This window comes from Noviherbaspirillum sedimenti, assembly GCF_003590835.1.
Taxonomy (GTDB): domain Bacteria; phylum Pseudomonadota; class Gammaproteobacteria; order Burkholderiales; family Burkholderiaceae_D; genus Paucimonas; species Paucimonas sedimenti.
In genome coordinates this window covers 559,039-572,473 of the sequence record NZ_QYUQ01000002.1, presented here as the reverse complement: position 1 = coordinate 572,473, position 13,435 = coordinate 559,039, and the positions used below count along the sequence as shown (strand labels likewise).

Here is a 13,435-nt window from a genome sequence, read left to right as displayed (position 1 = left end):
CGATGCAAACTGGTGAACTACTTGTCAGCCTTGCTTGGACGGACGGAAACGCAATTTGTTATTGCCAATCCCAGTATCCAGCAGGAGTTTCTGACCGTTTACCATGTATCGATGCCACAATTGCTGGGCTTCGTCAGCGTCGCCTTGCCGCATCGTATCCAGCAGTTTCTGGAAATTGCCAATCACTTTGGTCAACCGCTTCTTGAGATCAGCCGTGTTGCCCCCCAGATTCTGCATCAGCATATCGGTCGCGTCGAGGGAGAGAAGCTGCAGCATTTCCACAATCAGGTTCAGCGCCTGGTTCTTGTTGCCACTGGAAAGCGCCGCATGAAATGCGCTGGCCTCGTCCACTGCCGCCTGAAGATCGGATTCTTTCAGATATTGCTTTGCTCTGACAAGATGCTGCTCCATGTCGTCAAATATGCGCGTCTCGCCTTGCACGGTCAATCGATACACGATGGGGGGTTCCAGCAAGGTGCGCACCACGTGCAATTCCATCATGGTCGTGCCGCCGCGCACTAAGACCATGGCGGCATATTCGGCTGCCCGCTCCACCGAAGGCGCCTTGATTGTCGCCCCGGTCCGCGCCCCTCGCCCCAGCGTGATCAGGGACTCGACTTCCAGAATCCGCAGCGCTTCGCGAATCGTCGGCCGGGACACCTGGAACTGCTCCAGCAACTCCGCCTCAGGCGGCAATCGATCGCCAGGATTGCGTTGCCCGGAAATGATCTGCTTACGCAATCGGTCGGCGATGACATGGGAAAGTTTCTGGACACGGATCTCTTCCGGTTCATTTATTTGCGACAGCGTCAAATCATTCACTTGGGGCATACCTTTTAAAGGAATTGCTGTTTTTACAGCCAACATTTACTTGCAATCGCCGAAGAACAATACGAATTGCATTGCCATAATTCTAGCGGAAACGGGATAACGAGTCATAACTGATTTACTTATTAAGTGAAGTCAGGTATGCCTTCCCTTCATCCGCCTGCTTTCTTGCAGAGCAATGCATCAACAAGATGTTTCAAAAATGCAACAAAAGGGATTGCGCACATGCACAACGCGATCCGGCATTAATCAGCCAACCTAATAGCCATGGAGGTCTCAATGAACACCAATATCAGAATTACCGTTGCCGACGGTGTCGCCGAAATCGAACTTTTTCGCCGGGAAGTCAAGAATGCGCTTAATGCCGCCACGTACGATGCCGTAACCAAGGCGCTGCTCAAGGCCGATCTGGATCCAGGCACGCGCGTCGTCATGATACGCGGGCAAGAGGACCTTTTTTGCTCCGGCAACGATCTGGGCGAATTTCTGGATCCGCAGGGGCAAGGAACCCGCCCCGCCTTGGCATTGATGGATGCGGTCCAGGCGTTGCGCAAACCCCTGATCGCCGCCGTAGGCGGCGCTGCCATCGGACTGGGCACGACCATCCTCTACCATAGCGATATCGTCTACGCCACACCGGACGCCAGGTTTGGCATGCCATTTGTTCCCCTGGGCGTATGTCCCGAGTTTGGCACGAGTCTGCTCGCGCCATTGTTCAGTGGGCATCGCCTTGCCTCCGAAGCCGTGCTGTTCGGCGAAACCTTTGATGTTCATCGGGCACGCGAGATGGGCATCGTCAATCAGGTCGTCGAGAATGCCAACCTGATTCCCTTTGCTCGACAGCGTGCAATGAAGCTGGCTTCATTGCCGAGCGAAACCGTCATCAATGCCAAGGCTATGCTGAAAGAGCGGCTCTACGCCAGCATGCATGGACTATTCAGGCAGGAACTTCGTCAGTTCGACGCCATGTTGACCCGTTCGGAAACGCAGGCAGGCATCAAGGCCTTTCTGGAACGTCGTCGGGCAGCTCCAGCAAACAACTAGCTGTCGCAACCCACTCCAATAGCGCGGCGAAGCCAGCATTGGGGAGCCCCTCAGGAATATCTTGCGATGGATTGGCGCCGCCAAGTTTCTGCTCCAGCCACAAGCGGAACTCACCGAGATCGTGGCCGGAAAGCAGAGTGGCCTTGCCGTCGAGGAGAGGCAAAGAGGCGGTCCGGGGACGCAGCGGATCAGATCCGGAAAAACTGTGCAGAACGTCTTAAATGGTAGCGCGTTCGTCCATATCTCGCCGTCTCTACCACCTTGATTTGATGTATTGAAATATGCTTCTCACATCGGCGTGCGGCACGCGTCAAGCGATGCCGCACGACTGAGGCGAAGGCCGGAAAACAAGCACAAAAGTCCCGTTTCAAATGTGCTTTTATCCCGGTAGGCAAAGGCAATCGGTTATAACTAGGAGAAACAGGCATGGCAGAAACATCGACCAAGGAAACGAGTGCCCCGATGGGCCAGACGGCAAATACGAACCGTCCAGTCCGCGTCTATGAGGAGGGCGAGCAGAAGACCCTGTACTTCTCGCTTTCACCGGAGGCGGAAGTGGCGGTACTTGCCCGCATGTTGCACCGCGAGGGATACGACGACCACAATTGGGGACACATCACCTACGTGCAGCCCGATGGCACGATCCTGCTCAACCCCTGGGAAGTGCCTTGGGACGAGATACGCGCATCCGACATTCTGCGTATTGATACCACTGGCAAGCTGCTCTCGGGGCGTTGGACGGTAACGCCTGCGGTTGCCCTACATCTAGCCGCTCATCGCTTGCGGCCGGACGTCAAAGTGGCGGTCCATCACCACAGCCAGTGGGGCACCGTGTGGGGCGCGCTCGGGGAGATTCCCGGGATCTACAACCAGAATTCAGCACAGGTCGGTGAGTTGGGCCTCTACAACGAATATGAGGCCGATGTCACTTTCAAAGAAATCGCGGAACTGAACGTGCGGGCCATGGGCAACAGCAACGCCGCGATCCTCGCCAACCATGGCGTCTTTATCCTTGGGGACAGCATTGCCCGCGCCCACCAGCGTTGCGTCGCACTTGAGACGCGCGCTCGCATGGCGTGGCGCGTGAAGGCACTTGGCGCGGAGCGGGGGCTGCCAATGACGCAGCCCGCCGTGGATGGCCTGGTGAGCGCGGCGCTTGGGGGCAAGTCCGGTAATCGCATGTACCACGCAATGATCCGGCGCGAAGTGCTGGCCGATCCCAGCGTCCTCACCTGATGGGCACTGCCTAGCTCGCACTAATCAAAAATCAACTGGAGATAAATCATGCTGAGCATGACCGACATTGCCGGTCTGGCGCAAAAGGATCGCGTCCATGGGGACGTTTATCGCGATCCGGAAATCTTCGCGCGCGAGCTCGATATCCTGTTCTCGCGGCACTGGATCTTCATCGGACACGAGGGTGAAATCCCCAATAACGGCGACTACCGGCAGCGTCACATTGGCCGGCAGCCAGTCATTTTCCTGCGCGACGACAAAGGCGTCGTGCGGGTGCTGATGAACCGTTGCACCCATCGCGCCAACGCAGTGTGCCACCACGAGCGAGGTAATGCCAAGGCCTTTACCTGCTCCTACCACGGCTGGCGATTCCGGCTCGATGGAGAACTCGCCGTGGTGCCATACTCTGATCGCTACGACCAGGATTTCGACAAGAAATCCCTCGGGCTGCGTCAGGTAGCCAAGGTAGAATCGCGTCGCGGTTTCGTGTTCGCCACGCTCAATCCGGACGACGTACCGCTCGATGAGCATCTCGGTCCTCTCGTACTCGCCGAGCTCGACGATATCGCGGACCTCTCCCCAATGGGCGAACTGATGGTCAACGCCGGTGTTCACAAGGTTGGCTTTGCGGGCAACTGGAAGCTCATGATCGAGAATGTGGTCGACGGGTACCATGCCGGCCCGGTACACCGCAGCCATTTCGAGAACGTGCTGGCGCGCACTGGGCAGAATCCCGCGACGCTTACCACAAGCGCCTCGCCAGCACGCATCCGTCACCTGGGCAATGGTCACTGTACGTGGGATTCGAGTTCCATCCTCGCGGGCGGAACCCGCTCCTTCCCGGGCAATCGCCCGGGCGAGGAAGCTGCGAAAGCCTATCACGACGCACTCATCGAGCGCTACGGCAAGGAGCGCGCCGAGTACCTGCTCGCAAAGAGCGGCACACACCTCTACATCTTTCCGAACTTCAGCTACGTAGGGGCACATTTCCGCCTCATCCAGCCGATGACACCGACCGAGACCCGGGTGCATTTGTTCCCGATCCTGCTCAAGGGTGCGCCGCAGGAGATCAATACGCGACGCCTGCGTAACCACGAGGCCTTCTATGGTCCGGCCGGCGGCGGCCAGTCGGACGACATCGAAATGTTCGAACGCAATCAGATCGGGCTCGCCGCCGAGGTGGATCCGTGGTCGCTGCTGAGTCGGGGGATTCATCTCGAGACGCAGCACGAGGACGGGTCCGTATCGGGCCAGATCACCGACGAATTATCCAACCGTGCCTTCTTTGCGCGCTGGCGCGAACTGATGACCGAGTCTAGCGAAGGAGGGAAAGCATGCGTGTCCTGAAAGAGCGGGTTGAGGCGTTTCTCTATGAAGAAGGCGAGCTTGCCGACCGTCACGCCTATTCGGAATGGCTGGCCCTGTGGGCAGAGGACGGCCGCTACTGGCTACCTTGCAATGATGACGATGCCGCCCCGGAGAACCACGTCGCGCTGATCTACGAAAACTATACAGGGCTCGAGGACCGAGTACGTCGACTGTCAACCGGGTACGCCCACACCCAGTCGCCGCAAACACGTGTCGTGCGCGTCATAGGAAACATCCGCGTGGCCGAGATCGGCGAGGGACTTGTCGAAGCGAAGTCGGTTTTCAACATCACAGCTTTCCGCCGCAACGTGATGGAGAACTTCGCAGCGCGGGTTGTCCATCATCTGCGGCCCATTGGAGGAGGCTTCAAAATCGTGCGCAAAACAGTCTATCTGGTGAACAACGACGGCTACATGAACAACATGACCTTCCTGATCTGATCCTGGCCACGAGTGGGAAAGACGATTCTTGCCAGCCCCGACAGCCAAGTTTCAGAATTTGGCTGTCGGGGTTTTCTTTTTTGGCAACGTGTTTCTCACAGTTGATGTAGTAACCTTCTATGTTTAATGGACATCCTGTTCATTCCTTTTTCCCATCTCCCGGCTACGACATGAAAACGCACAAGACGACTGTCTCGGAAATCCTGCAACACGTTCGCGTAACGGAGCTGGAGTGCTCGCTGATCGAGGTGGCGGCGGGTCGCGGGGCCATGTTCGTGGCGATGCGACCGACTTTCCACTTCGTCCTCGATGGTCGTTGCCACTTGAGTGCCGAGGACGTCAGCATCAATGCCGTGCTCGAAGCCGGCGATTTCATAGTCGTGCCTCACGGCCGGCGCCACAGCCTGAGTGACAGTCCGGAGGTGAAGGCCGTACCTGCCCGCGAAGCCGAGCGGGTACCCCTCGCCTTGGAGCGCGACGTACCCGTGCTGCTGCGTTTCTGCGCAGGTGAGACGCCTGCATTCCGAATACTGTCTGGCGTGTTCCGCTTTCCCCCGCTGACCACAAATCCGATTGTTTCCGCGTTGCCGCCCTTGCTGAGCTATAAACGAAAAGACAGGCAAGTAGTGACACTTGGGGCGGCGCTCAAGGCATCGCTGATGGCTCCCGGCGGGCGTACGCTAGTGTTGCGCCTGGCGGAATTGATGCTTCTCGAGGTTGTCCGCGGCGATCCCGCTCTCATGGAGCGCGTTGCTCACTTGGGGCCAGTCTGGCTGAGAACTTTCCGCATTGAGCAAGCCGTCGCGGCGGTGACAGCAAATCCTGCACACCCATGGACATTGGCGTTGCTCGCCAAGCACGTTGGCATGTCCCGGGCGAATTTTGCCGAGAAGTACGTCGCCCGTCTAGGGCTGCCACCGATGCAGCATGTGGCCGCAATCAGGCTCGACCATGCCGCGGTCCTCCTGCGTTCCACGACTCTTCCGATTGGCGAAATTGCCCGCCAGAGCGGCTATGCGTCCGAATCGTCGTTCGCCCGGGTTTTCCGGACCCGGCACGGGATCCCCCCTAAGGAATACCGCAAGGCGGCATGGATACAACCGATGAGTTGAATGTCAGTTAGTCAAAATTCAAGTTCGATTTGATTAGCTGTCATTTATACAGGTGATCGCCGAGGGTGCCAATGGCTTCATTCCGTCCGTTGGTGACGCGCCGGTAGACGAGATAATTTCCCTGATACCCTCTTCGCGTGCTCTGGCTAAAGCTGATTACCGTGCCCGGCCCGCCTGCTGCAGCGGGCAACATGCGCACTTTCTCAAGAGCCTCACGCAGGCCTTCCGGCGTTGCCGGCGCCATCATGGAAAACGCATAGCACAGCGCCCGACCGATGTCATAACCGATCGCTTGATAGGTGTGGGCAGCATGGCGTCCGAAACGATCCGAAAACCGGGCAACGAGATTGCGGAAGACCGGGTTTTCTTCGTGATACTGGTCGATGCCAACCCAGCCCTCGAACGGTTCGGCGCCATCAAAGCCAGGAATCGATGCAACGAAATTACATACCATCAGTTTCATTGGAGACCAGTCCAGTTGCTTAAGTGCGGCCTCGATGGGTGCCTGCAGGCTCACGGAGATCACCAGAAGTGCATCTGCATCCGCATCACGTAGCGCCTTGAGCCCTTCAAGCAACTCCGGGTTGTCTGGCGAAGGCCGGATACCATGAACACCAGCGACCCGGATACCGGCGTCACGCGTCGCCAATGCAAACGTGGCTTGATATTCCATCCCCATCAGCGTCTGATCGCGCAATAACCCGATCGACTTGCAACCACTCGCGCGCGCATAATTCACGATCATGTGCACCTCGTCAGCGTAGGTGCCATTGGGTAATTGAAAAACGTACGGACTGCTGATGCCCATGGTGCCGCCGAACGACAGCACCGGCGTCGCCGCCCGATCAAACTCCTGTCGGCACGCCATCATGTCATCCGGAAGGGTCGGACCGATCACTGCCAATACACGTTCATTGATCAGTTCCCTGAACGCCGCCAGGACATCCAGCGCTGATGCGTTGGGGCCACCGTATACACGTCGCACCACCAATTCGACCGGTCGATCGATCAATCCTTTTGCGTGCGCTTCTTCGCATGCCAGCGTTATGGCGTCCGCATAGTCGTTCACTGGTGCCGTCTCATAAGCCCAGTCGATCAACAGACCGACGCGATAAGGCAGCGTCGTAGGCCGTCGCGGATTGACGACTGGTTTTTTCTGTGCGCTATCGCTCATCATGCCTCCTTGAAAAATCGAGCGCGCCACGGCGCAAAAATGGTTGGCTTCAGGATGCCCGCTGGAGCAGCATCGACCTCGGGCATGGCGTTAATGCATAACGCCGCCAGCGCACGGCCATTGGGATCGTAGCCACCCGCCGTCAGCGAGTCGGGGCCAATGACTTCAAGCGGCATTTCGCAACGGAAGCGCGGCTCGCCAACGATATCGACGATCCACACGTTGCGTTCGTCCCAGCCCGGTATTGCATCGACATACCAATGCGATTTTTGCGTCACCAGAAGGCCGTTGGCCATCTTGATGGTCCATGTCCAGATGGTGCCGACGGATGTTCCCGCACGAACCGTTCCACTGGATAAAACCACGTCTTTTTCCGCGGGAACCCAATCGAGCTTCAGATCAATCGAAACCACTTCGGTTTCCCATTGCGCGGCCATGAGATGGTACATCTCGCTGTAGAGCGTCGTCAGCGTCCGCGGTGTTTGATGCGCGATGGTAATCGATCCCGGGGGCGTGGCGAGACCGATCACATCCTGGATCGTATGCCAGGGCCGCATCCGCAAATCGAAATATTCGATGAAATGCACTTCCTTGACGGCCGTGCAAAAGCTTGTAAGCACGGGGCCCATCCGGTCAAACACGAAACCCGGGCAAATTCCATTTCCATGCAGGGTGGCGTTGCCCTTACGGCAGGCATCGAGAAACTTCTTCTCATACGCCTGGCCACGCCAGGCTGGCCAGAAATATCCGCGTATCGAGATCACGTTCTTGCCTGACTCGAGCAAGGAGAGTACTTCGCGGTCACTATTTTCCGGCGACGGTTCGAGCATCGGCATGTGCAGCACGAAATCAGCGTCAAGCGCGACGATATCCTCAATCCGATTCGTCGCCCGGATACCGGTATCCGGTCTGCCACAGAGCTGGCCGGCATCCACCCCGACCTTATTCGGCGAATAAACAAAGAGTCCAACCAAGTCAAGATCGGGATGATCGATGACTTGACGCAGGCTCTCTGTGCCAATATGCCCCGTAGCCCATTGAACAACCCTATAGCGCGCCGACTTTCGCTGCAAATCAGAATCCATAATGCTCCTTTGTGGGTTGCGCCCTATCGTGTGCGGAATCATCAATAAAATTAAGAACGCCTAACAAAATGGAAATGGGGCGGGATCGGAAAAGACGCTTTGACACCATTTTTCAAAGCTCTTAGACGCTCTTAATTGTGACAAGATTTTTTTTCACAAGCGCCAGCAGCTCGAACAAATTTTGCCGCTCCGCTTCATTCAAGCCATTCAAAATGCGCTCACTCATATCCTGATTGGAATTGCGCATTTGCTTGATGATCTGAACGCCTTTTTCAGTCAGGTAGATTCGCTTGACGCGCCTGTCCGTCGCATCGGCCCTGCGTTGAATGAAGTCTGATGATTCCAGGCGATCGATCAGGCCGCCCAGGGCCGCCTTGCCCAGTTCCAGCATGTCTGCCAGATCGCTTTGAATCATCCCGTCATGGCGGGAAAGATAGGCCAGCACCCACCACTGGGAGCGCGTGACCCCCAGCGGTTTCATGAATTCATCAAAGACAGTTCGCCTGAGTCGGGATACGTCATGCATCAGAAAGCCAAGACGCGTGTCCCAGTTTATCTCTTCGGGAGTACGCCTGGATTTCGGATTTTTCACAACAGCAGAGGATTTTCCCTGTCGGCTTGACGCATTCTGGGGGGCGATTTGGTTCATAACTTTTTGTCAGGCCAGTTAGGCTTTTCTGTCTGCCTCACGTGCCCAGCGAGGCAGCGGCAATCCACTATCGTGATTCCATAGATATTTGACGGCATCGCGCTTTTCCGCGGTCAGCATTGTTCTGGCCAGCGCCGCGAGCTGCTTTCCAGGCCGTTCTCGCCGCATAGCCCAACTGCGCAGGCGACGACTGAAGAGCTGCACGTTATACTCCATCGCAAATCCGTTGCCGCCAAATACCTGGTGTACCGTCGTCGCCACCAGCCGGGAGGCCTCTATTGCTTTGGGAAGCACCATCATCGAAAACACCGGCGCCGGCGCACCATCCCCACCCGCACGTTCTAACGCTGTGAATGCGGCCTTCCTCACAAGCAATTCCGCACCTTCAAGGACGATACCGGCTTCAACGAGCTTGTGCGCGACAGCCTGGAAACCGCCAATCTTTTTGCCAAACTGTTCGCGCTCATTAGCATAATCAACACCATACTGGAGCAAGGCTTGACCGGCGCCTACCATCCTGGATGCATCCAGCAGGTTCATCAAGCGAAGCAGACGGTCAGCGATAGCAGAATCGCCGATAAATTCCCCATCGCCATTGGATTGGTGCTGAACAAGAAAGTCGCCTGCCGCAGATTTGCGTGGCATTCCTAAAACTTTCTCAATATAAACGCCATCACTGCGCTGCACTGCAGCGTAAGGCAATGCAGCGGGTACAAGACCGTCAAACCCGAACGCCACATCATTTCGGCGCAGTACTGTCAGCGCCGGCAGGGATTCCACGACTGCCACCGGTGCCAGCGCTCGCCCCAGTTCATAGGCGATACGTGCCAGAACGTCAGGTTCGGCTTCCAGATCGGATAACCCAAACGCATCAAGCGCCGCCTCCAAAGCGCGATCACGCCCATCTGTGCTACCTTCGGCGATGCGGACTCGTTCAATTGCGCTTTCAACTGCAAGTAACTTCCGTAGCGCATTGCCGATTTCTTCGGCATCGCTGCTCCATCTTTCGTCTAGCATATTAATAGGCCCGGGGTAGTTTAAAATAACGATTGCTGATGATATTGCGCTGCACCTCACTCGTGCCGCCGATATTTGTCAATACCGTTGCCGCGCGCAGCTGCTCTTCCATATCACTGGCAAGCACGTCCTCGCTGCCGTCGGCATCGGCAAACAGCACTTCATCGCCAATGACGTCGGCTGCCCATTGTATGAACCGCTGGGCCAATTCCGATCCAAAGACTTTACTCATGGGGCCGATGCCGCTCGTGTCATCGCCGCGACCGGCGGCAAGAGCGACACGCAGATACAGCAAACGGTCGGCCTCCAGTTCCATGATGAAATGGCCAAGTTTCTCGAGATCCGTCTCGGACAGTTGATCCGCCATGCCTTCAAGCCGATGAATCAAGCGCACCGCCAGCGCGCGCGTCTCGGTACCGCCGAAACTCATGGCACGTTCTTCGTCAAGATTGCCGGTGACGACATCCCATCCTTTACCTTCCTCACCGATGAGATTGGCTGCGGGAACACGAACGTTATCGTAAAACACTGCGTTGACCCGCCAGCCTCCCATTACCCATACAGGCTGAATTTCAATCCCCGGCGACTTCAGATCAACAAGCAACATTGACAAGCCACGGTGCCTTGAAGCCTCCGGATCCGTGCGTACCAGCAGTCCCGTCCAATCTGAAATATGCGCATTGGAGGTCCAGAGCTTGGAGCCGTTAACAATGTATTCGTCGCCCTCCCGCACAGCGCGCGTCTTCAGGGATAGCAAATCGCTGCCGGCACCGGGTTCGGAAAGACCCTGGCAGAATCGCCATGTACCGTTTACGACCTGGGGCAAGTGCTGCCGGATTTGTTCGTCCGTGCCGCTACGGATCAGCATCCCGCCGCCGCGTTGATTGGTCGTCAATGCATAGCCACCGAAACCCTGGGTTTCCAGTTCTTCAGCAAACAGGAATGCACGTATGAACGGCACGCCTTTACCGTAGGGTTGCGGCCAGCTGAGCCCGACCAGCCCCTCTTTGGCGATACGCTGATAAAACTCGATGGAGTATTTTTCCACTCCCAGAGACTGCATTTCAGCACGCATCCTCTGCATTGCAGGCCAATCGTAATCATCAGCGATTTTTCGCATGCGGTCGCGATATTCGGCATCTTCCATGTCGGCGGCAAAATTCATCATATAGCCCCTCAAATTCTCATCACCCTGATCAGGCGACACTGCCCACGAGATGGCCGATGGCGAGGAAAGCACCGGCCTGCTCAATGATCTTCACCTTGCCGGCAGCCGGTGCCTCGATATCAATGACCGCCTTCTCACTCTCGATCGAGTACACGACATCGCCTTCCTTGACTTCGGCACCATCAGCGACGTGCCATTCGACGAGTTGAACTTCGGTGACAGCATCACCGGATTGGGGAATACGCAGTTCCATTACAGAGTCTCCTTTGCGGCACTGACAATTGCTGCCGCACCTTGGAAATAAACACCCAAAAGCTTCGTGCTCTTGGGTACGGGGGTGTAGTCGCCAGCCACGCGCTGGACCGGCGCCTTCAACTGGCCGAAAAGTTCGGAATTGATCAGGGAAGAAATTTCTGCGGAAGCACCGAGAAACTCCGTAGCGCGATGCGCAATCACGGCGCGCCCCGTTTTGGCTACTGATTTCAAAATCGTGTGACCATCCAGCGGCACCAGGGAGCGTAAATCGATCACTTCCGCACTGATGCCATCAGCGGCAAGCAGGTCAGCTGCCGCCAGCGCATCGGTCATGGTCGCGCCATAGCTAATGATGCTGACATCACTGCCTTCGCGACGCACGGCAGCAGAGCCAAAGGGAATACGATAGTCCCCTTCCGGAATATCTCCGCTGCTATACAACAGGCTCATGCATTCAAGAACGATGCACGGATCATTGTCAAAGATTGCCGTCAGCAGCAGTCCCTTTGCATCCGCAGGGGTCGATGGATAGGCCACCTTGAGTCCTGGCGTGTGCATCAACCATGCCTCTGTCGATTGCGAGTGTTGCGCGCCATTGCCCTGGCCAATCAGGGTAATCATCGTCATTGGGCAATGCACCTGCCCTCCAGTCATAAACCGCACCTTGGCGGCATGGCTGATCAATTGATCCATGGCAACCGGGAGGAAGTCCATCATGAGCAATTCGCCCACTGGCCGCATGCCCGCCAGGCCAGCGCCAACAACGGCACCAAAAATCGCCTGCTCCGCGATCGGGGTTGAGCGCACGCGATGAAGACCATATTGCGTCGACAAGCCGCGCGTAACACCGGTTACCCCACCGGCAGGATCGGCAATATCTTCGCCCAGCGCAATGACACCCGGATCGCGTTCAAGGGCGATACTGAGCGCCTCATTAAAGCCATCCCGCATGGTGCCTTTGCGCACCGCTGCAGGGACTGGATCGGCTGGCGCCGCATGGCGGCTTACCGGCACGAAGTCGGGATCCTCATACACATGCCTGCGCAGCGCTTTTCGCGTAGGCGCGTCGTCGGGCGTATCAAGCAGGCGCGCGCAATCTGCATCGACGATGGCGGCGACCTGCGCGTCAATGCTGTCGAGTTGGTCGATGCTTGCATGGCCTTCTGCGATGAGACGAGCACGCAGCGCCGGAACCGGGTCTTTATCGCGTTCTTGCGCCAGGCGCTCTTTATCCATGTATGGGCCCTGATCTGCATAGTAGTGGCCGCACAACCGGTAGGTCATCGATTCAATGAAGGTAGGCCCAGCGCCAGAACTGGCGCGTTCGACCGCCTCGGCGAAAACAGCCTGCAACGCTACCGGATCGGCGCCATCGACAGTAACGCCAGCCATGCTGTACGCTTCGGCGCGACGGGACAATCGGTCAATCGTCGAATACTCTGCAAAGGGGGTGGATTCCGCCCATTGATTGTTATGGCAAACGAAGATCACAGGCAGCTTCCAAAGCGAAGCCATGTGCATCGCCTCATGCACAGCACCAATGCTGGTGGCGCCATCCCCAAAACTCACCGCCACCACTTTGCCTGTACCTTGCAACTGCGATGCGAGGCCCAACCCGTTGGCCACTGGCGCACCGGAGCCTACAATGCCGGTAGTCATCATTATGCCGAGTTCGGGCTTGGCAATGCCCATGCCGCCACCAGTACCGCCGCACAGGCCGGCTGAGTGTCCGATGCATTCACCGAGCACTTCGAATAAACTCAAGCCCTTTGCCAGCTGATCAGCGAGGCCACGGTAAATCGTGACCATCTGATCGTCTTTTCCCAGGCAATGAGCGAGTACGGCCGGGGCGATCTCCTGCCCAGTAACCGGGTAAAACGGAAAGGAAATTGCACCGGAACGCAAGAGTTTCAGTATCTTGTTTTCAGCCGTCCTTATCAAGGACGCAGTGCGATATATGTCACGCAGGTTTGCACTTGAGAGCGTTTTATCTGTATTGCGTTGGTGCGCGATCATTCGAGAATTCCTCCGATTTACAGGCGCAAGCCTGATTATACAT

At 56.9% G+C, this 13,435-nt stretch carries 13 protein-coding genes; 5 read left to right on the top strand and 8 right to left on the bottom strand.

The features are described 5' to 3' along the window. Positions 1 to 24: 24 nt before the first annotated feature. The gene (locus D3878_RS02795) at positions 25 to 867 is read right to left on the bottom strand and encodes a FadR/GntR family transcriptional regulator (RefSeq protein WP_119784095.1); all 843 of its coding nucleotides are present in this window, start codon (positions 865 to 867) and stop codon (positions 25 to 27) included. Between the two features lie 240 nt (positions 868 to 1,107). Here D3878_RS02795 and D3878_RS02790 point away from each other — a divergent pair, with 240 nt between their 5' ends. The 5 genes from D3878_RS02790 (at position 1,108) to D3878_RS02765 (ending at position 6,028) form a co-directional block, all read left to right on the top strand. After that, positions 1,108 to 1,872 carry an enoyl-CoA hydratase/isomerase family protein gene (locus D3878_RS02790; RefSeq protein WP_158592160.1) on the top strand — a complete coding sequence of 255 codons (765 nt, stop codon included), beginning with the start codon at positions 1,108 to 1,110 and terminating at the stop codon, positions 1,870 to 1,872. A 426-nt stretch (positions 1,873 to 2,298) separates the two neighbouring features. Further along, positions 2,299 to 3,108 (top strand): class II aldolase/adducin family protein, encoded by an 810-nt coding sequence (locus D3878_RS02780; RefSeq protein ID WP_119784092.1) that lies wholly within the window; start codon positions 2,299 to 2,301, stop codon positions 3,106 to 3,108. 48 nt (positions 3,109 to 3,156) lie between these two features. After that, positions 3,157 to 4,455 carry an aromatic ring-hydroxylating oxygenase subunit alpha gene (locus tag D3878_RS02775; RefSeq protein WP_119784091.1) on the top strand — a complete coding sequence of 433 codons (1,299 nt, stop codon included), beginning with the start codon at positions 3,157 to 3,159 and terminating at the stop codon, positions 4,453 to 4,455. Continuing rightward, positions 4,443 to 4,916, top strand: coding sequence for an aromatic-ring-hydroxylating dioxygenase subunit beta (locus tag D3878_RS02770; protein ID WP_119784090.1), 474 nt, complete (start codon positions 4,443 to 4,445; stop codon positions 4,914 to 4,916). Before D3878_RS02775 ends, D3878_RS02770 begins: the two co-directional genes overlap by 13 nt. A 170-nt stretch (positions 4,917 to 5,086) precedes the next feature. Beyond that, positions 5,087 to 6,028, top strand: a complete 942-nt coding sequence (locus D3878_RS02765) for an AraC family transcriptional regulator (RefSeq protein WP_158592159.1) — start codon at positions 5,087 to 5,089, stop codon at positions 6,026 to 6,028. Positions 6,029 to 6,068: 40 nt separating this feature from the next. Here D3878_RS02765 and D3878_RS02760 read toward each other — a convergent pair whose 3' ends face one another. The 7 genes from D3878_RS02760 to D3878_RS02730 form a co-directional block, all read right to left on the bottom strand. Beyond that, the gene (locus D3878_RS02760) at positions 6,069 to 7,205 is read right to left on the bottom strand and encodes an ABC transporter substrate-binding protein (protein ID WP_119784088.1); all 1,137 of its coding nucleotides are present in this window, start codon (positions 7,203 to 7,205) and stop codon (positions 6,069 to 6,071) included. Further along, positions 7,202 to 8,287 carry a hypothetical protein gene (locus tag D3878_RS02755; protein ID WP_119784087.1) on the bottom strand — a complete coding sequence of 362 codons (1,086 nt, stop codon included), beginning with the start codon at positions 8,285 to 8,287 and terminating at the stop codon, positions 7,202 to 7,204. Before D3878_RS02755 ends, D3878_RS02760 begins: the two co-directional genes overlap by 4 nt. Before the next feature lie 121 nt (positions 8,288 to 8,408). Then, positions 8,409 to 8,936: a MarR family winged helix-turn-helix transcriptional regulator gene (locus D3878_RS02750; RefSeq protein WP_119784086.1), complete on the bottom strand. Its 528-nt coding sequence runs from the start codon at positions 8,934 to 8,936 to the stop codon at positions 8,409 to 8,411. An 18-nt stretch (positions 8,937 to 8,954) separates the two neighbouring features. Continuing rightward, on the bottom strand, positions 8,955 to 9,953 hold the full coding sequence (locus D3878_RS02745; protein ID WP_119784085.1) for an acyl-CoA dehydrogenase family protein: 999 nt from the start codon (positions 9,951 to 9,953) through the stop codon (positions 8,955 to 8,957). A 1-nt stretch (position 9,954) separates the two neighbouring features. Further along, positions 9,955 to 11,121 carry an acyl-CoA dehydrogenase family protein gene (locus D3878_RS02740; RefSeq protein WP_119784084.1) on the bottom strand — a complete coding sequence of 389 codons (1,167 nt, stop codon included), beginning with the start codon at positions 11,119 to 11,121 and terminating at the stop codon, positions 9,955 to 9,957. Positions 11,122 to 11,149: 28 nt separating this feature from the next. Beyond that, positions 11,150 to 11,374, bottom strand: coding sequence for a lipoyl domain-containing protein (locus D3878_RS02735; protein ID WP_119784083.1), 225 nt, complete (start codon positions 11,372 to 11,374; stop codon positions 11,150 to 11,152). Next, positions 11,374 to 13,392, bottom strand: a complete 2,019-nt coding sequence (locus D3878_RS02730; RefSeq protein ID WP_119784082.1) for an alpha-ketoacid dehydrogenase subunit alpha/beta — start codon at positions 13,390 to 13,392, stop codon at positions 11,374 to 11,376. The genes D3878_RS02735 and D3878_RS02730 overlap by 1 nt, the downstream gene beginning before the upstream one ends. Between the last annotated feature and the right edge of the window lie 43 nt (positions 13,393 to 13,435).

Coding starts and splice junctions, on each gene's coding strand:
- D3878_RS02795 (WP_119784095.1), bottom strand. CDS start 867: ATGTTGGCTGTAAAAACAGCAATTCCTTTAAAAGGTATGCCCCAAGTG.
- D3878_RS02790 (WP_158592160.1), top strand. CDS start 1,108: ATGAACACCAATATCAGAATTACCGTTGCCGACGGTGTCGCCGAAATC.
- D3878_RS02780 (WP_119784092.1), top strand. CDS start 2,299: ATGGCAGAAACATCGACCAAGGAAACGAGTGCCCCGATGGGCCAGACG.
- D3878_RS02775 (WP_119784091.1), top strand. CDS start 3,157: ATGCTGAGCATGACCGACATTGCCGGTCTGGCGCAAAAGGATCGCGTC.
- D3878_RS02770 (WP_119784090.1), top strand. CDS start 4,443: ATGCGTGTCCTGAAAGAGCGGGTTGAGGCGTTTCTCTATGAAGAAGGC.
- D3878_RS02765 (WP_158592159.1), top strand. CDS start 5,087: ATGAAAACGCACAAGACGACTGTCTCGGAAATCCTGCAACACGTTCGC.
- D3878_RS02760 (WP_119784088.1), bottom strand. CDS start 7,205: ATGATGAGCGATAGCGCACAGAAAAAACCAGTCGTCAATCCGCGACGG.
- D3878_RS02755 (WP_119784087.1), bottom strand. CDS start 8,287: ATGGATTCTGATTTGCAGCGAAAGTCGGCGCGCTATAGGGTTGTTCAA.
- D3878_RS02750 (WP_119784086.1), bottom strand. CDS start 8,936: ATGAACCAAATCGCCCCCCAGAATGCGTCAAGCCGACAGGGAAAATCC.
- D3878_RS02745 (WP_119784085.1), bottom strand. CDS start 9,953: ATGCTAGACGAAAGATGGAGCAGCGATGCCGAAGAAATCGGCAATGCG.
- D3878_RS02740 (WP_119784084.1), bottom strand. CDS start 11,121: ATGATGAATTTTGCCGCCGACATGGAAGATGCCGAATATCGCGACCGC.
- D3878_RS02735 (WP_119784083.1), bottom strand. CDS start 11,374: ATGGAACTGCGTATTCCCCAATCCGGTGATGCTGTCACCGAAGTTCAA.
- D3878_RS02730 (WP_119784082.1), bottom strand. CDS start 13,392: ATGATCGCGCACCAACGCAATACAGATAAAACGCTCTCAAGTGCAAAC.